The sequence below is a fragment of the Peribacillus sp. TE19612 genome (assembly GCF_056279465.1).
Map to the genome: position 1 here is coordinate 218,111 of NZ_JBWCCL010000007.1, position 18,580 is coordinate 236,690.

The following is an 18,580-nucleotide window of genomic DNA, read 5'->3' on the forward strand; positions in this document are numbered from 1 at the left end:
CTAACCATGATAGTAAGACTAGGTTTTCCATAATGGTTTTCTTATGGTTTTTATGAAATAAGCTGGAACTTTTTTTGAAAGAAAAAACTATAGGCAAATTCTCTTTCTTAAGAGTTGGTCTACAGTCTGAAACGAGTGATTTTTGTTTTTATTTTTAATCGTTCTTTTAATTAAGTGTGTAGACAACTTTTCCTGTTTATGTAATCCTATTCCGTAACCTGTAAAACTTCCTGAAATTCCCTATAATCGTTTTTACTACGGAATAGGTTGGGATAGCGATTAAAATGCCAATGAATCCGTATATTGATCCAGCAGCAAGCAGCAATAGGATAATGGTAAGAGGGTGAATGTTAAGCCGTTTCCCCATAATATTCGGTGTAACCAAGTGCCCTTCGACCTGTTGAACGACAGTAAGGACAATGAGTACTTTCACTGCCAGCCCAATGTCTTGCTGTAAGGCAATGAAAAGGGCGGGGATGATGCTTATTAATGGACCAAGGAATGGTACAACGGTAAAAATCATGGCGAATAAGGCTAATACGAGTGCATAATCGAGACCGATAATAAGGTAGCCAACATACATCAAGGTCCCTATGACAATTGATATGATGAATTGACCGATAATATAAGTTGAGAGGGCTTTATCGACGTCTTTTAAAATCGTGTTCCCCTCTGATTCTACATCGTTCGGTATGTATTTTAATAGAAATGGTCGTAATTTATCTCCATCCTTCAAGAAATAGAATAAAATGAATGGTGTAATGACCAATACTGTTAATACACTAGTGATCGTGGATAAAATGGTATTGATATTCACAATGAGTTTTTCCGAATAATCTTTCAAATGAGTGACCGCTTTTTCTTTCAACTCTTCCATATTTACCAGGCCAAAATCATTTTTTTCAATCATGACTTCCGATTCTTTAGAGAATTCCTTGACTTTGCTGGGGAGGTTTTCAGATAATTTTTGAAATTGGTCCACGATTACAGGACTTCCAAAGTAACTTACCATCCCAATCATGCTAAATATAATCAAAAACACGGTAAAGATGCTAGCTGACATCGGGATAAACTCAGTTAACAAGTTAACGACCGGCCGTAATATATAGTATAAAAGCCCAGCCACAATAATTGGAAAAAACATGGCAGCAATGATTTTTTGCAGCGGCAGCAGAACATAATCAATCTTACCCAGTAAAAAAATAATTAAAATGATCAAAATGATCGCGCAAGCATATTTAAAAAACGGTTTATTGATCCACAAGACAATCCCCCCTAATTCCATCTCTTACTTGATTCCCTGATTTAGCTTAATGTTAAACTAAATAACTTGTTCAATTTGTTTGGTGTAAAATGATCATTCAACTTTTTTCGATAGTGCTGTTTTATTTTTGAACATGAAAGGATTACTAGCTGACCAGAAGGAAAGTGGAATATAGCCTGTTAATATAGCGGCAAGCAAACGAAAACAAGACTTTCACTGCAAAATGAAGGTCAAATTAAAAAAATATTTGGCACTTTGACTTTTACCTGTCCTCACATTCATAAGTCGATAATCCCAATAACACCATTTCCATAGACTACTGGGGTTAAGTTTAAGCAATGCTCAAAAATTCACCAGCAAAGAATCCTGCTAGGATGATAAATCATAAAAAGTTTCACAAAAGATATCGAATTATCTCAATCCCGGAAGATATCCGAAAATTTATTATGAGCAGCCGCTGTTATGGTCATATACAAACTAAAAAGGCATCATCAAGGTAAATTCCGGTTATGGAAGTTTACTTGATAATGCCTTTTTACAGGGTTTTAAATTATGATATTTTACTGAATGTGTTCGTTGCACCTTGTTTCTGTTCTCTTTGCATTTTTTTGATGTCTAGACGCAACCAGATGGAAATGGCGAATGCTATTGCAATTAATGCTGCGAAAACGTAGAATACCGGGATGTAACTGTTCGTACTTTCCCTGATTGCAGTAACCAACATTGGGCCGCAAACCCCACCTAGAGACCATGTAGTTAAAAGATAACCGTGGATGGCCCCAATTTCCTTAGTTCCAAATAAATCCCCGGCAAATGCAGGGAGATTAGAAAATCCTCCTCCATAACAACTAACGACCAACAAGATGAGTCCTTGGAACAATAGTGTATTTGTAGTGGTAGGAAGTAAAAGGAACGCACCGATTTGAATGATAAAGAAAATGACGAAAACATTTGGACGGCCTATATAATCAGATGCTGCTGCCCAGCCAAGTCTTCCTCCGCCATTAAAGATTCCCATTATACCTACTAATGTTGCTGCACCTGCCACTGACAGACCGACAACGTCTTGAGCCATAGGAGATGCAACCGAAATCATCATGATCCCTGCACTTGTATTGATTAATTTCATGGACCATAACATCCAGAAGTGTTTAGTTTTAACCGCTTCTTTTGCAGTTAATTGCCTTAGGTCTTTCTTCAGTTCTTTCTTACCGGACTCAATATCTTTCTTCATTCCTTCAGGCAGCCAGTTGGCTGTTGGAGGTGCAATATATGATGCCCCTAAGAACATCAGTATGAAATAGCCTGCGCCTAAAATATAATATGTAGTATAAATGCCAACGGATTCCATAAGGCTTGCAGCGACTGGGGCTGTAATGAGAGCTCCGGCACCGAAACCTAAAACTGCCATTCCTGTTGCCAATCCCCTGCGATCTGGGAACCATTTGACTAAAGTGGATACTGGTGAAATGTACCCGATTCCCATACCAAGTCCACTTAACACCCCATAAGTCAATAGGTAGAGCGGAAGTGAATCGACCATTACCGCTAAACCGGAACCAGCTTGTCCTAATCCGAATAATACAGCCGCGACCATAGCTGACTTTCGTGGTCCATTTTTTTCTACGAACTTGCCAAAGAAGGCAGCAGAAGTTCCTGCAAGCGCCATCATTATTGTGAATGCTAACGTTACTTCAGTTTCTGACCACCCCATGGTCTCAACTAATGGTTTTTTGTAAACGCTATATGCGTATGCACCGCCAATGGATAGGTGAATGGCGATAGCGGATAAAGCGATTAACCATCTATTTTTTGTCATGTTGTTACCCCTTTTCGTCAAAATTAAGAAAGTAGCATGCGTTTTATCTATAATAGAAGGTTTTGCATGCTATTTATCTATCTTGTGGAATAAGTATATAAGAATATTATTTAGTAGTAAACTACTAAATTGAAATTCATGAAAATCTTTCCTCCTCATTCCATTGGATTAAATTTGGGAATGGAATAAAGAAAAACAACTTAAGGAAGTGTTATGGAGAAGCTGTGATCACGAATTTGCGAAATCTTTTTAATTTTCGATCTTGCAGGTTAGTATGAAATTGCTTAAGGTACCATGATGGAATAACCAGAATTATTCTCATTGGCTTTATAGTGATTATTTTGATAAAATTAATCTAATATTCAAGACATATTAGCGTACCACTCGGAATTGATATTTTTAGTGGTTTCAGGAATAATTGATTCTTTTTTCAGGAATCATAGTCTGGAAATCAAAGAAAAACCCATTTATTTTAAAAAATTCCGAAAATTTCGTCTTAAAGGCTTGAACTATGATTCCTTATAGGAGTAAACTAATGAAAGATAGATTTTATGGAAGTGAAATCTTGTAAATTTAATCAACAAGGGGTTTTGGTAATGAAGGAACATGACATGCAAATCACGCTTAGTACAACAAAGAAAGAAAAACCACAAGCGGACCAGCTTGAGTTCGGTAAGCAGTTTACCGATCATATGTTTATTATGGATTACACACAAGGGCAAGGGTGGCATGATCCAAGAATTGTTCCTTATCAACCGCTCTCATTGGAGCCGTCAGCTATGATTTTTCACTATGGTCAATCCGTTTTTGAAGGATTGAAGGCATATGCAACACCTGAGGATGAAATTATCTTATTCCGTCCGGAAAAGAATTTCCAACGCTTAAATAGTTCGAATAGCCGATTATGCATACCGGATGTCGACGTTGATTTCGCGTTGAAGGCCTTAAAGACTTTAATTAGCGTTGATAAGGATTGGGTTCCCCAGGCAGAAGGGACATCTTTATATATCAGGCCATTCATTATAGCTACTGAGCCTTATCTTGGAGTATCTCCATCGAATAAGTATCAGTTCATCATTATCATGTCACCAGTGGGTTCGTATTATAAAGAAGGCATCCATCCAGTTAAAATTGCAGTGGAGTCAGCTTTTACACGTGCAGTTAATGGAGGTACAGGTGAAGCCAAAACGGGCGGTAATTATGCATCGAGCCTAAAAGCCCAGGAAGTATCCGAAAAGATGGGTTATGCCCAAGTTCTTTGGTTAGACGGAGTGGAGAAAAAGTATATCGAAGAAGTTGGAAGCATGAATGTTTTCTTCAAAATTAATGGTGAAATCATCACCCCTGCTTTAAATGGAAGCATTCTTCCGGGTATTACTCGTGATTCCATTATAGAATTGCTGAAACATTGGGGTCTTCCCGTGTCGGAAAGACGCATCTCGATGGAGGAAGTCCATGAAGCCCATAAATTAGGTCACTTGGAAGAGGCCTTTGGAACGGGAACAGCCGCGGTCATATCACCAATTGGTGAATTTTTGTGGAATGGTGAAGAAATGCTTGTTCAAAGCGGAGAAACGGGCGAACTTTCCAGAAAGCTTTATGATACACTGACAGGTGTCCAAACAGGTAAAGTCGCAGACGAGTTGAGCTGGACTACGAAAGTTGAAGAAAAAGTGACTCAATGATACTAAAAAAAACCTTCTTTGAAGGTTTTTTTTTGCTTTCAAATAATCATTTTGTGCCTTATGGCTACTGCGACGGCCTCGGTCCGGTGATTCACTCCCAATTTCCTGATAGCAGAAGAAATATGATCTCTGACAGTAAATTCACTAACGCTCATTTTTGGTGCCATTTGCTTTAATCCCATCCCATTGGCTAAATATTGAAGGACCTCCACTTCACGTTTGCTTAGAAGGTAAGTGGGAGGGGCGGAATCGAATGTTGAACAGACAGCCAGTTTCAAATAATGGGAAAGCTTCATTAAATCATTCTTGGTAACGGGCTCGTTGGCGTGAATGGGGTCAACCAACACTAAACCGATGGCCAAGTCATTGACAATTATCGGAATGATTACCAATGAAGAGATGGAAAATCTTTTAACATATTTTGCAGGGATGGAGGATTTCGCATGCTGGATGGTTAAGTATATGGGTTTGTTATGGATGACTGCTTGGTGGATCGGGTATATATCATGAATATTTTCTCTAACATTATGTAATGAAAAAGTATCTTCACTTGTACATGCACAAATTCCTTCACCCATTCCTGTTAAACATGAGTAACTGAATAAAGATGCTCGTTGAAATGAAAAAAAATCCACACAGCCCTTTACGATCATTTGTGATTTATTTGCCATATCTTTTTGTTGGGAAATATTTTTTACATGATTCATCAGAGTTTCCTCAAGCATTCGACTTAATTCCTCCCTACATTTTCAGTACTAGGATAAATGCTACTAATATCTTACAATATAATGAAAACTCTTACAAATTTAAAAATCCTTAGAGATTCAAAAGTTTAAAGTTCATAATTTCAAGGAGGCATTACCATGAAAAGAAAGAGTTTAACGACCACAAGCAGGAGTTTTAGAGAAGATACCCTACCATTTAAACTTTACCAAAAGGCAAAGAAATTCGGAATATGGAATCCTCGTGACATTGATTTCAGCCAGGATAAAGAAGATTGGAAGTCATTTACTGACATTGAAAGGGAAGTGTTATTACGGATCATTTCCCTTTTTCAGGGCGGGGAAGAAGCCGTGACTTTGGATTTACTGCCGCTCATAATGACGATAGCCAAAGAAGGCCGGATCGAAGAAGAAATGTACTTAACGACATTTCTGTTCGAGGAAGCGAAGCATATGGAGTTCTTTCGTTATACATTAGATCAAATTGGTGAAACGGGTGATTTGACGGTGTATCACTCAGACACTTATAAATCGATTTTTTACGAAATATTGCCTGAAACGATGGAGAAACTTTTAACCGATCAATCACCAGAAGCCTTGGCAGAAGCAGCCACTGTTTATAATATGTTTACCGAAGGCGTTCTTGCAGAAACTGGATATTTCGGGTTCTATCAGACTCTCGAAGCTAATAAAATGATGCCTGGTTTATTAAAAGGTGTGGGTTTTTTGAAGAAGGATGAATCACGCCATATTGCATATGGGACTTTCCTGCTGCAGCGAATCATCAGTAAACATCCACATATCTTTAAACAGGTTGAAAAGAGGATGGAGGAGCTTTCACCACTGGCCATCACGTTAAATACGGAGGGATATGATCGGTTAGGAAATCCTTTTGGTAATGACCAACAAGCTGTATTGAATTTCACCCTGCAACAATTATCAGTGCGGATGGAGATATTAGCCAGGGCAAAAGGGAAAGGGATTGAAGAAATCTATCAAAGTAATGAAAAGGAATATGGGGTCTTGTAATGCCGAAATAAGATACAAGCATACTGTGAGTTAACATTTGTTAATGGATGGCCGTCAGGAACTTGAATGCAACGTATGAACGATCCTTGAATATAAACTATTAAATCCGAGGTGAAATGATATGAAGGTAAATGCTCATTCGAATTTTTGGTTAAGGTCTTCGGTTTACAGTGGCACTAACACTCGTTCACTCATACCGGGCCTATTCAATGGCCTGGGGGCAAGAAGGATTCTGCTCGTGAGTGATGCTGGCTTGGAAAATGCAGGCGTCGTTAAAAAAGTTGCCGAAACTTTTGAGCAGCAGAAATTAGGTGCCAAAGCAGAAATAGTTGGACAGTTTCTGGGTGTTACACAAGACGCTGCGAGTAAATGTGTAAACGAAGCATTGAAATATGCACGCGAAGTGCATGCCGATGCCATCCTTGCCATTGGTGGAGGGAGCGTCATCGATACCTCAAAAGCATTGAAATACGGATTATATAAAGGCATTACGGATATAAATGATTCAATATCAAGCGGTTTTCTATATGAGGGTTTTCCAAAAGCACAATCCATGAATATCCCGCATATTTCCGTAGCCACAACAGCAGGAACCGGTTCTGAAGTATCCCCGATCGCAGTCATATATAATGAACATAAAAAAGTAAAAATGAATATTTACAATGTTTTTTTAAGTTCGGATGTTGCGATTCTAGATCCCGAGTTAACAGTCGGACTGCCGTCTGACATTACGGCGTTTACTGGTGCCGATGCATTGACACATGCAATTGAAGCGATCATTTCACCTGCAGCGACATCAATAACCGATGCATATGCATATCAGGCCATTCGAGTTATTGAAAGAAATTTACCGAGGGCTGTAAAGGATGGAACGAATATTGAGGCTAGAATGGAAATGCTGCATGGAAGCATGATGGGAATCACTGCATTTTGTAGTGCATTGAATGCGATTCCGGTTCATAATTTTGCCCACGCATATGGAGCGTTATTCCGTATTCCGCATGGACTGGCCAATGCCGTATTATTACCGGTCGTCATGGAATCAATCCCGGATTTATATCTTCAAAAGGCCCATTTGATAGCTGAAGCCTTTAGTGTGAAAATACAGGATGAAGATTCAAAAAGGATCTTAGCGAAAGTGGTAGAAAAGCTACGTGTTTTCCTATATGATCTTGGGCTGCCATCCGACTTCAGCGCCTATGGAATTAACCAGTCGGATATGGAAAGAATTCTGAAAGCAGTAATGACCGATCCAGCTGCCGCTAATTACCCGATGTCGGAGGAATTAATAATGTCAGTTGTTTCAAGAGTTTCACCCGTGAAAATTAACTGATACTAAAAAAGCCAGCCCCTAAAGGTTGGCTTTTATTGCGTTGTAACCTGTTAAGCCCCAAAATTTTTCATTCAAACAGTTCATTTCGTTATATTTATTAAGAACAACAGTGATAAACTCTGGTTAATGTTTTTTTCCTAAGTTTTCCTGTGCCATCTTTATAAGTTCCTTGACCATGCCTCCGCCTAACTTTCCGCCTATTTTTCCATTCTGCTTGGATGTCAGTTCACCGTTATAGTCTTTTTTCAACGGTACGCCAATTTCTTTTGCTACTTCAAACTTTGCCTCTTCGGGATTCTTTGTACCAGCGATTTTGGCTTTTAAATCATCAAGGCCTTGTCGCGCTTCAGATACTAATATTTTCCTTCTCCTTGCCATTCAGCAACACTCCTCCTATTTTTTTCTTAGGTTATCCTAATGAAATGAAAATGATAAACCTGATTTGCAATTCGAAGAAGTTTTAGTTTATTTAAAGCGGGTAACATATAATAAAACGATTTAAGGAGAAAAATGATGCTTACTGTGAATTCAAGCTTGTTAACAAAAGAAGATATGACAAATCCCGATCGAGTGCCGCAATGGCTAATCAAGGAATATCAAACATTCCATGAAACAGTGACCGATAAAACCTTTCCTTGTTATTTTGGTATGAAAGCTGAAAATAAAGGGGAACTTCGTTATGCTTATATCACACAGGAAGATTGGTCCAATCTCCCAAAAGCAGTGGAAAGCTTTCTTGATTTATTTCAGGAACCACCATATATAAGGCATGGACTTTTCGTTTTTATGGAGCCTGAATCGATAGAGGGTGATATAGAATTTTACCGTAAAAGGTTTTGGGAGATCCTGCAATACCTGCATCAAGCGGATGTAAAGCCTTGGCCAATTGAAAAGCCGAAAGATCCGGATCATTATTTATGGGACTATCATTTTGCCGGGGAACCAATCTTTGTCTTTGGTAATGCACCTGCTTATAAAAAGCGTAAAACTCGCGATTTAGGAAATAGCCTCGTCCTTGGATTCCAGCCCCGGATGATCTTTGAAGGCTTGGAAGGAACGGAAAAAGGCGGAATCATGTCGCGTGAAAAGGTCCGGGAACGAGTGGAGAAATGGGATAATCTCCCGAAGCATCCTGATATCAGTCACTTTGGCGATGTAAATCATAATGAATGGAAACAATTTTTCATAGGGGATGATATAGAACCGATAAAAGGTAAGTGTCCCTTCCATCATAAACAATTAACGTAACCGTGAGCAAATTGCTCTCGGTTTTTTTGCGTTTGAAAATAAAAAACATAATCCTTGCCTTATTGGATTTTCAGTTTTATAATGTGAAAGTAGCAATTGCAGTTAATTCGAGATATATGGATTAAATGCTATTTTTATAAAACATACAACATTAACAATTGGGGGAACGAAAATGTCTAAAGTATTGTTTGTTAAATCAAATGACCGCCCAGCGGATCAAGCTATCAGTGTCAAAATGTATGAAACGTTTTTGAACGCATATAAGGAAGCAAATAGTAGCGATGAAATAACTGAATTGGATTTATTTGAACTGAACTTGCCTTACTACGGAAACACTGCAATCACTGCCTTATATAAACGCAACCAAGGCTTTGAATTGACTGAAGAAGAAGTGGAAATTGCTGATATCGTGCAACAATACTTGAATCAATTCCTTGCTGCCGATAAAGTAGTATTTGCCTTCCCGCTATGGAACGCAACGGTTCCGGCACCATTGGTAACTTATATTTCTTATCTTGCCCAAGCGGGAACAACATTCAAATATACAGCTGAAGGCCCAGTTGGCTTAGTTGGAGATAAAAAAGTGGCTTTACTTAATGCACGCGGATCCGATTATGCATTGCCTGGAATGGAAGCTGGCGAAATGGCTGAGAAATACGTAACGATAAATTTAAACTTATGGGGCATTAAAAACCCAGAAACGGTGGTAATCGAGGGACATAATCAATACCCAGATCGCTCACAGGATATCGTTGCAGAAGGATTGGCGAAAGTTGCTGAAACTGCAGCAAAATTCTAATTTTTAAAAAGGAAAACCAGTATGTATTTTTAGCATACTGGTTTTTCTATGCAGATTTTTCTGAAAGTCGATTATAATAAAGGGGAAGCTATAAGCATGAAAGGAAGTGCAGACGATATGCAAACGTTTAAATCACGTGACGAAATAAAGATAGAAGAAACTTGGAATTTAAAGGATATTTACGAAGATCAGACTAATTGGGAAAAAGATTATCAAGAAGTCCTGAAGATGACAGAAAAATTAAAAACTTACGATGGGCATATTCAGTCAGCTCAAGATTTATTCGAGTATTTACGGTTAAGTGAGGAAGTTGGGTACATTTATAACAAGCTATATGTATTTGCCATGCTTCAAGCCGATTTGGATACACGGGTCACCTCATCACAAGCATTGCTGGATCGAGCTGGTAAGTTAGGGCAGAAAATAAGTAATGCTTCTGCATTCTTCATGCCGTTTCTTCTAAGCCTGGAAGAACAAACATTAAAAGGGTACATAAATGAAGTCGAGGGTTTGAAATATTTTGAAGAGGATTTACTGGATTCCTTCCGCTATAAAGCCCATGTATTAACGAAAGAACAGGAAGAGGTGCTTTCCCAAATAGGCGAAGCCTTTTCAGCTCCACAAAAAACGTTCGGAATGATCAACAATGCGGATATAAAATTTGGGGAAGTTACGAATGAAGACGGCGAGAGGGTAGAGCTGACGCGAGGAATGTATTCCAAATTGATTGAAGATGATGATCGGGATAAAAGAAAAGAGGCTTATTTCGCATATTATCAGCCATATGTACAATTGAAGAATACAATCGCTTCCACACTTGCCACGGCAATCAAAAATAATGTGAATCTTTCAAAGCTGAGAAATTATCCATCTGCCTTGGAAAAATCCTTATTTGGAGATCAGGTTCCAAAAGAGGTTTATGATAATTTAATTATGTCTACTAAGCAAAATATCGGACCCATGCATAAATACATTCATTTAAGAAAAAAATTGCTGGGTGTAGAAGAATTGCGTGCTTATGATTTAAGTGTACCATTAGTCGAAGGGGCTAAAGAGGAAATTTCTTACGATGATGGTTTTTCTTTGATGGTGGAGGCTCTAAAGCCACTTGGCGAAGAGTATATCACAATCCTTAAAACCTTTAAGGAAAACAGATATATCGACGTCAGGGAAACACCTGGAAAACGATCAGGTGCTTACAATTTAGGACTTTATGGTGTTCACCCTTTCATCCTATTAAATCACCGTGATGATTTAGACAGTGTATTTACACTTGCACATGAATCTGGACATGGCATGCATTCATACTATAGTTCAAAATACCAACCGCAAATAAGTGCTGGGTATTCCATTTTTGTCGCTGAAGTTGCTTCCACTGTGAATGAAATCCTTTTGATTCGCCATTTAATTAAGACAACAAAAGACGTACAAAAGAAAAAACATTTACTTAACCATTTCATAGATAGTTTTAAAGGGACATTCTTCACACAAGTGATGTTTGCGGAGTTCGAAAAGATTGTACATGAAAAAGCTGAAAATGAAGAACCTCTAAATGCCGAGGTTTTTAATACAGCCTATGAATCGATATTTCGTGCATATAATGGAGATGAAATAAGTTTCGATGAAGAAGTGAAGTATGGCTGGTCACGCATCCCGCACTTTTATCGTCCGTTTTATGTCTACAAATATGCTACTGGTTACGTTTCAGCCATTACGATCGCTGATAAGATCCTTTCTGGGGACAAAAAAACACTTGAAAGTTATTTGACTTTCTTGAAAAGCGGCAGTTCCGATTTCCCATTGGAGCTGCTTAAGAAAACAGGCGTAGATTTAACGAAACCTGATCCGATCGAAAATGCAATGAAGATTTTCAGTGATCTTGTCGACCAATTCAGTGAGTTGACTGAAGGCTAATCTAAACCATTTCTTCCAAAAGAGCCCATGGTATGATGTTATAAAAGATGCTATAGTTAAAACATTGGCGTATGAAAGGCCCAATCAATAGATTGGGCCTTATTTCATATGCAAAAGAAACAGGTAATTCGCGAAAAAAGTCATGATGACAGCGTTATTTTCAACATCGGAGCCTAGCCAATGGGCCAGTTTCTTCGTACTACAATGGCATATTTTGTGAGGAAAGTGGAAAATGAATTCGACAGTTAATTATATAAAAGAATGGCAGCAGGCACTTCAACTTGAAATCCTGCATTTGAAAAAATATGGCAGCACAAAATACTTGGTTTCGAACGGCCATCTGCTTACAAGCGACGGTTCCTTCAACTATTATTTTGAAACAGGTTCATCGGTAAAAATCCCTGTCGGTTCCCTCGTTCGACTTGAATGGGGAGGGATTAAACAGGATGGAAGGATCCTCTCATCGGAAGGGAAAAGTATAATCATTGTTTTTGATCGCTCGTTAGGCGATATCATCGGTGAAGCCTTTTTATTCCATGATCCCTGGGAATTGCTGGAGCAATTGATCATCCGCTTGGATGAAAGCAAGAGAAGTAAAAGGAAAAGGCTTCGAATCAAGCGCCTGATGGATCCGTCCATGCCGCAAAAACATCCTTTAACTGAAAAACAAAGCAGTGTGAAAGAATTATATGCCCGCTCGAAGTTCAATCCTGTCACTTATGTTTGGGGACCGCCTGGAACAGGAAAAACATATACTTTGGCTCGTACAGTAGCCAATCATTATTTACAAGCTAAAAAAGTTCTGGTTTTGTCCCATAGCAACCAGGCTGTCGATGTTTTGATGGCTGAAATTTCATCATTCATTAAAAAGAAAGATCGTTTCAAGGAAGGCGATGTGCTTCGCTATGGATCTCAAATCGGTGAATCACTAGCTATCCATGATGATATTGTTACGGGGCAATTATTAGGTAAACATGAACCGACATTAATAAAAGAAAAAGAAGAACTTGGCGAAGAGAAACGTCTTTTAAAATATGACTTGGCAGGATCCTTCAGTAAAAGGGATACAGATCAGTTAATTGAGATAGAGAAAAAGCTGGCCAAAGTCTTGGAGAAAATCCGCCAAAAAGAGATTCAATTCGTAAAAGAAGCAAAAGTAATCGGGACGACCTTAGCTAAAGCCGCAAATGACGAAACGGTTTATCAAAAGGAGTATGATCTGGTCATCTTGGATGAAGCGAGTATGGCTTACGTTCCTCAGGTGGCTTTTGCTGCAGCGTTAGCCAAGCATATTATCGTTTGTGGTGATTTCAAACAATTGCCGCCCATTGCTTCGGCTCGTGATTCCCTCGTGAAACTTTGGCTGAAGGAAGACATATTTCATCGTGCCGGTGTCGCCCAGTCTGTTGAAGAAGGAGAACTCCATCCCCATTTATTCCTATTAAAGGAACAGCGCCGCATGCATCCGGATATTTCGGCATTCACTAATCGTGTCGTCTATAACAATTTTGTTGGCGATCATAAAAGTGTTGCGACTAGCAGGGAGGACATAATGCTGGCGGAACCGTTTGCCAATAGGGCAGCGGCACTTCTTGATACTAGCTTAGCGGGGGAATATTGCATCACTGAACGGACATCCCACTCGAGAATGAATTTATGGCAATTGCTTTTATCTTTTCAGTTGATTCATGAAGCTTATGTGGGCGGTTCAAGGTCAATTGGTTATGTCGCACCATATCGGGCTCAGGCAGAATTGATGGAAAAACTTTTGGATGACTTATATGAAAAAGAACGGCAAACTGCGGATATCATCGCTGCAACTGTACATCGTTTCCAGGGAAGTGAACGTGAGATGATGATCTTTGACACAGTAGATAGTTATCCACAAAACAGGGCTGGAATGTTATTGACAGGGAGAGAAAGTGAAAGGCTGATTAACGTGGCCATAACAAGGACTAAGGGTAAGTTCGTACATGTATGTGACACTTCGTTTGTTAACAAACACGTTTATCGCAGTAAAACACTCCGTCAGCTTGTCGATCACCAAATTCAAAATGATCAGATTGTATCAAAGAAAGACATTGGAAAATGGGTTAACCACCAGCACCCGAAATTACGATGGATGCATGCCCGTAAATTGGGGGACTTTCAGGAAGATATTGAATCAACAAAACATGACATGGTTATCGCTGTACCGGATTTGAACAGTTTGTCAGAAGAATGGCAGCAATATTTAATGAGACGGAACCCTGCAGTGAAATTGACGATCATATCAGCAAAAAGAAATCCTGATATCAACTCGGATCATTTTATTTGTTCCCCTATTTCCTTTTCCTTTATCATCTTTGATCATCGAGTTATCTGGCTAGGTTTGCCCGTAGAGTCCAATAATCGGGTTCACCCCCCATATATAGCGGCTCGTCTGGATTCGGAAATAATGGCGGATGAATTACTATCCCAATTCAAAAAAAGTGAATAGCTTTGGAAAGCCCCTTAAAAGGGCTTTTCTTTTTTACATATATCCCTAAATAGACCTCGGTAGAATAAGTGAGCCACTTACACCCTTGATGTATTAAACCAAACACCTCGCTAGAATATACTATTTACTTATACTCCCCAATTTGGATTCAACTCCTCATATTTTTTGCTAAAGGCTGCAAACTAAACTAACAAAGCAAGCGTTTCAGGCGACTTTCGGCTGATTATGATTTACGATTAAGTTACGAGAGCCAAGAAAGGAGGTAACAAATTGAAATTGAGCATATTGGATCAATCCCCGATTGCATCCGGACAATCAGCACAAGAAGCTTTGCAGGCTTCACTTCAACTTGCACAAGAAGGAGATAGACTTGGTTATAGCAGAATCTGGTTAACTGAACATCATGATCTGCCTGGCTTGGCCTGTTCCGTTCCAGAGGTTTTGATAAGCTATATTGGTGCACAAACAAAAAATATCCGGATTGGATCAGGGGCAGTGCTGCTTCCACATTATAAGCCATACCGAATAGCAGAGACATATAATATGCTAGCCACACTTTTTCCAGGCCGGATTGATATAGGAATGGGACGTGCTCCTGGTGGATCTGCCGAAGCAACGATGGCCTTATCCGATAATTTCCTTCAGAATGTATACAAAATGCCCGAACTTGTTCAAGAACTGTTGAATTTTCTAAGAGATGAATTTCCGAAGGAACATCCGTTTTCAAATGTCTCTGCTGCTCCTATCCCAATGGTATCCCCTGAACCATGGATATTGGGAACAAGCGGGAAAAGTGCAAAACTTGCCGCTGAGAATGGAACTGCATACGCGTTTGGTGAATTCATGAGCGAAAATGATGGCGTGCAGAGTTTTAAACAGTACCGTGAGCACTTTCAAACAAAAGGGTTACTCAAAGCACCTAAAACGATTATTACGGTATCGGCCATTTGTGCTGAAACGGAAGAATATGCGAAAGAAATCGCCCTCAGCAGCATCCTATGGAAAATTCAAAGTGGACATGGGGAAAGAAAGCAGATTCCAAGTATAGAAGAGGTAAGGAATCATGAATGGACTGAAAAAGAAAAAACACAGATGGAAACCATGCATAAAAAACTGATTTTTGGTACCCCTTCACAAGTTAAGGATCGCCTATTGACGATTCAGGAGAAATATCAGGCAGATGAAATCATGCTGATAACCATCACTCATAAGTTGGAGGATCGGCTTAATTCGTTTCGATTGATTGCCAGGGAAATCCTTAACAGTTAATCCCCTTAAGCATTTTATGTGCATTTTTTGTGTATTTTCTATATGATGGCTTTGCGTCCATTTTATCATAATTGAAAGAAAGAAGATGAAGATATGAATGCTGATCAACATGCAAAAAAACTTAGCGACATTTCTTTTTCCGTTCTGGACCTGGCTTCAATCGTTGAAGGTGGTACAGTTTCGGGAGCTTTTAAAAATACAGTAGATTTAGCCAAGCATGTGGAGCAATGGAATTATAACCGTTTCTGGGTTGCAGAACACCATAGCATGCCTGGGATTGCAAGCTCTGCAACGTCAGTGCTTATAGGCTATGTGGCAGGAAATACGGAAAGAATTCGCGTCGGTTCTGGTGGCATAATGCTGCCGAATCATGCACCGCTCGTTATCGCAGAACAATTTGGTACATTGGAAGCAATGTATCCTGGTAGAATAGATTTAGGGCTGGGGCGTGCTCCGGGAAGCGACCAATATACAGCCATGGCTCTCCGGGGTGATGTACGTAATAACGGTCAGGATTTTCCTGAACAATTGGCGCAGCTCCGCAGTTATTTAGATGCGGATTCTAAACATAATCGTGTTCGCGCCATCCCTGGAGAAGGACAGGACATTCCGATTTGGCTGCTTGGTTCAAGCGGCTTCAGTGCAGCATTATCAGCTCAGCTGGGATTGCCATTTTCATTTGCAAGCCATTTTTCCCCTGAAAATACTCAACCAGCTTTAGCCCGTTATCGCAATAATTTCCAACCATCCGACGTTCTAGATAAACCTTATGTCATGGTTGGTATCAATGTTTTTGCAGCCGATACTACGGAAGAAGCGCAAAGGATTGCTACATCTTATCAACAGCAGTTCTTGAATTTGATACGGAACACACCCGGTCAACTAGCTCCTCCTGTTGATACGATGGAAGGCCTTTGGACAGAATATGAAGAAGCCATTGTCATGAAGCAGCTGAACGCTTCCATTATAGGTAATCCAAAAGAGGTAAAAGAGCAGTTGCAGGCATTTTTAAATGAAACACAGGCGGATGAAATGATTATAAACTCTGCCATTTATGATCAGGCTGCACGCCTTCGTTCTTATGAAATCATTGCAGAGGTTACTGGAATGAAATAAGTGTCAAAGAATGAGCTTGCAGATTCCGTGTCTGCAAGCTTTTTTATAAAATACATACCGATTGGCTTCATAAACAAAGTTAGGAGAAAAGAATGAAACGAGAAGATCCTTTATCCTTAATATTTCATTTCACAGATAAACAAGGTGACAGCAGGCCTCTATATTTTACGAACCCGAAAAAAGTGTTCACCGCCCATTCAATTGAGGATGTCATTCCCCAATTCCAAAAAGTCCAGGAAGCGATAGAAGAGGGGCATTATGCAGCGGGATACGTTTCCTATGAAGCGGCACCTGCTTTTGAAAAATCCTTTAAAGTAAAAGATGGAGCCAAAATGCCATTATTATGGTTCGGGATTTTTGATAAACCGGAAGAAGAATTACCTGAAAAAATGACAGGGGCTTTTAATTTAGCTGAATGGCAATCAGAAACGGATTCACATAACTATCATTCCGGGTTTCAAAGGATAAAATCGGAAATCGAGAAAGGCAATACGTATCAAGTCAATTACACGATGCGTTTGCAATCCAAGTTCGAAGGAGATGACTTAGCTTTCTTTGATCGTTTGAAGAGAGCCCAACGCTCGAACTATAGTGCATATTTGAATGTGGGGACTCATAGAATCCTATCGGCTTCACCCGAGTTGTTTTTCCGTTGGGAAGATGGTCAGCTGATTACTCGGCCAATGAAGGGAACTGTAAAGCGGGGAACGACACTGAAAATGGATCAGCTTAATGCAGACTGGTTAGCAGCCTCGGAAAAGAATCAAGCTGAAAACTACATGATTGTAGACCTGCTCAGAAATGATTTGGGAATGATTGCAGAACCAGGAAGCGTCAAGGTTCCACAGCTTAAGGCAATTGAAAAATATCCGACCGTTTGGCAAATGACATCCACGATTACGGCTGATACGAATTCAGGAACAACAATCATTGATATATTCAAGGCTCTTTTTCCTTGTGGATCGATAACAGGGGCACCTAAAATTAAAACGATGGAGATCATCGCTGATATCGAGAATTCACCACGTGAAGTTTATTGCGGTGCCATCGGGTTTATCACTCCTGAATCCGAAGCCGTTTTTAATGTGCCGATTCGTACGGTCGTGATCGAAAAGGAAACAGGGAAAGCCGAGTATGGGGTTGGCGGGGGGATCACTTGGGATTCCGAGTTATCGGAAGAATATGACGAAGCCTTTTTAAAAGCCAAATTATTGACGGTGGAAAGGCCTGCTTACAAACTATTGGAATCGATAAAGCTCAGCGATGGCGAATATTATTTGTTGAATGATCATATCGACCGGATGAAACAATCCGCTGAGTACTTCGATTATCGGTTCTCTGAATTGTATCTTAGAGATCAACTCCAAAAGTATGCGGAAATAAATCATGGGACGTTGCAAAAAGTAAGAGTACTACTACATGAAAATGGTGAAATTGAAGTCTTGGGACAAGCAATCAAGCCCCTTGGTCCAGAATTCACGGCCATACTGGCTGAAGCTCCAATATCAAGTGCAAATCCATTTCTATTTCATAAGACCACCAATCGTGATGTCTATGAAGGCTTTCAAATGAATAATCCCGACTTCCAGGATGTTCTGCTTTGGAATAAAGAAGGATTCATCACCGAATTCACGAACGGAAATGTAGTGGTGAAGATAAATGGTAACCTCTATACCCCTCCGGTGGAAGCAGGTCTGCTTGCTGGAACATTTCGTCAAGAATTGATCAGGAAGAAGGAAATCAAGGTAAAAAACATTTCAAAGGCAGACCTCAATAATGCTGAGGAAATTTGGTTCATTAATAGTGTGCGAGGGAAAATAAAAGTGAATTTAACATTCTAAGCTGATAATTCGTAAAAAAGTGAAAATTGTAATCTTTATTGCAGTTTGTTGAGTTATAGTAG

14 protein-coding genes are annotated in these 18,580 nt (G+C 39.6%); 10 read left to right on the top strand and 4 right to left on the bottom strand.

Annotated elements, in window-relative coordinates; all coding sequences use genetic code 11:
* Positions 1 to 196: 196 nt before the first annotated feature.
* A complete protein-coding gene (locus tag ACZ9AO_RS14570) occupies positions 197 to 1,264 on the bottom strand; it encodes an AI-2E family transporter (protein ID WP_476109326.1) in 1,068 nt (355 codons plus the stop codon).
* Positions 1,265 to 1,814: 550 nt separating this feature from the next.
* On the bottom strand, positions 1,815 to 3,083 hold the full coding sequence (locus ACZ9AO_RS14575; RefSeq protein ID WP_251539886.1) for an L-lactate MFS transporter: 1,269 nt from the start codon (positions 3,081 to 3,083) through the stop codon (positions 1,815 to 1,817).
* Between the two features lie 596 nt (positions 3,084 to 3,679).
* On the opposite strand from ACZ9AO_RS14575, the gene ACZ9AO_RS14580 reads away from it, so the two are divergent.
* Positions 3,680 to 4,768 (top strand): branched-chain amino acid aminotransferase, encoded by a 1,089-nt coding sequence (locus tag ACZ9AO_RS14580; protein WP_251539885.1) that lies wholly within the window; start codon positions 3,680 to 3,682, stop codon positions 4,766 to 4,768.
* 38 nt (positions 4,769 to 4,806) lie between these two features.
* Here the strand turns inward: ACZ9AO_RS14580 and ACZ9AO_RS14585 are convergent, their stop codons facing one another.
* On the bottom strand, positions 4,807 to 5,493 hold the full coding sequence (locus tag ACZ9AO_RS14585; RefSeq protein WP_251539884.1) for a response regulator transcription factor: 687 nt from the start codon (positions 5,491 to 5,493) through the stop codon (positions 4,807 to 4,809).
* Positions 5,494 to 5,631: 138 nt separating this feature from the next.
* On the opposite strand from ACZ9AO_RS14585, the gene ACZ9AO_RS14590 reads away from it, so the two are divergent.
* Positions 5,632 to 6,519 (top strand): R2-like ligand-binding oxidase, encoded by an 888-nt coding sequence (locus ACZ9AO_RS14590; protein WP_251539883.1) that lies wholly within the window; start codon positions 5,632 to 5,634, stop codon positions 6,517 to 6,519.
* A gap of 121 nt (positions 6,520 to 6,640) precedes the next feature.
* Positions 6,641 to 7,852, top strand: coding sequence for an iron-containing alcohol dehydrogenase (locus tag ACZ9AO_RS14595; RefSeq protein WP_251539882.1), 1,212 nt, complete (start codon positions 6,641 to 6,643; stop codon positions 7,850 to 7,852).
* Between the two features lie 123 nt (positions 7,853 to 7,975).
* Here the strand turns inward: ACZ9AO_RS14595 and ACZ9AO_RS14600 are convergent, their stop codons facing one another.
* Positions 7,976 to 8,230 carry an alpha/beta-type small acid-soluble spore protein gene (locus ACZ9AO_RS14600; protein WP_054395714.1) on the bottom strand — a complete coding sequence of 85 codons (255 nt, stop codon included), beginning with the start codon at positions 8,228 to 8,230 and terminating at the stop codon, positions 7,976 to 7,978.
* 135 nt (positions 8,231 to 8,365) lie between these two features.
* On the opposite strand from ACZ9AO_RS14600, the gene ACZ9AO_RS14605 reads away from it, so the two are divergent.
* From ACZ9AO_RS14605 to pabB, 7 genes are all read left to right on the top strand, one after another.
* Complete coding sequence (locus ACZ9AO_RS14605; RefSeq protein ID WP_251540199.1) at positions 8,366 to 9,100, top strand: YqcI/YcgG family protein; 735 nt, start codon at positions 8,366 to 8,368, stop codon at positions 9,098 to 9,100.
* A gap of 172 nt (positions 9,101 to 9,272) precedes the next feature.
* Positions 9,273 to 9,899: an FMN-dependent NADH-azoreductase gene (locus ACZ9AO_RS14610; RefSeq protein ID WP_251539881.1), complete on the top strand. Its 627-nt coding sequence runs from the start codon at positions 9,273 to 9,275 to the stop codon at positions 9,897 to 9,899.
* Positions 9,900 to 10,016: 117 nt separating this feature from the next.
* The gene (gene pepF, locus ACZ9AO_RS14615) at positions 10,017 to 11,813 is read left to right on the top strand and encodes an oligoendopeptidase F (RefSeq protein WP_251540198.1); all 1,797 of its coding nucleotides are present in this window, start codon (positions 10,017 to 10,019) and stop codon (positions 11,811 to 11,813) included.
* 232 nt (positions 11,814 to 12,045) lie between these two features.
* On the top strand, positions 12,046 to 14,292 hold the full coding sequence (locus ACZ9AO_RS14620; RefSeq protein WP_476109327.1) for an AAA domain-containing protein: 2,247 nt from the start codon (positions 12,046 to 12,048) through the stop codon (positions 14,290 to 14,292).
* A 270-nt stretch (positions 14,293 to 14,562) separates the two neighbouring features.
* Positions 14,563 to 15,561 (top strand): LLM class flavin-dependent oxidoreductase, encoded by a 999-nt coding sequence (locus tag ACZ9AO_RS14625; protein ID WP_476109328.1) that lies wholly within the window; start codon positions 14,563 to 14,565, stop codon positions 15,559 to 15,561.
* A gap of 93 nt (positions 15,562 to 15,654) precedes the next feature.
* A complete protein-coding gene (locus ACZ9AO_RS14630) occupies positions 15,655 to 16,677 on the top strand; it encodes an LLM class flavin-dependent oxidoreductase (protein WP_476109329.1) in 1,023 nt (340 codons plus the stop codon).
* A 92-nt stretch (positions 16,678 to 16,769) separates the two neighbouring features.
* Positions 16,770 to 18,518, top strand: coding sequence for an aminodeoxychorismate synthase component I (pabB, locus tag ACZ9AO_RS14635; RefSeq protein WP_476109330.1), 1,749 nt, complete (start codon positions 16,770 to 16,772; stop codon positions 18,516 to 18,518).
* The last annotated feature ends 62 nt before the right edge of the window (positions 18,519 to 18,580 follow it).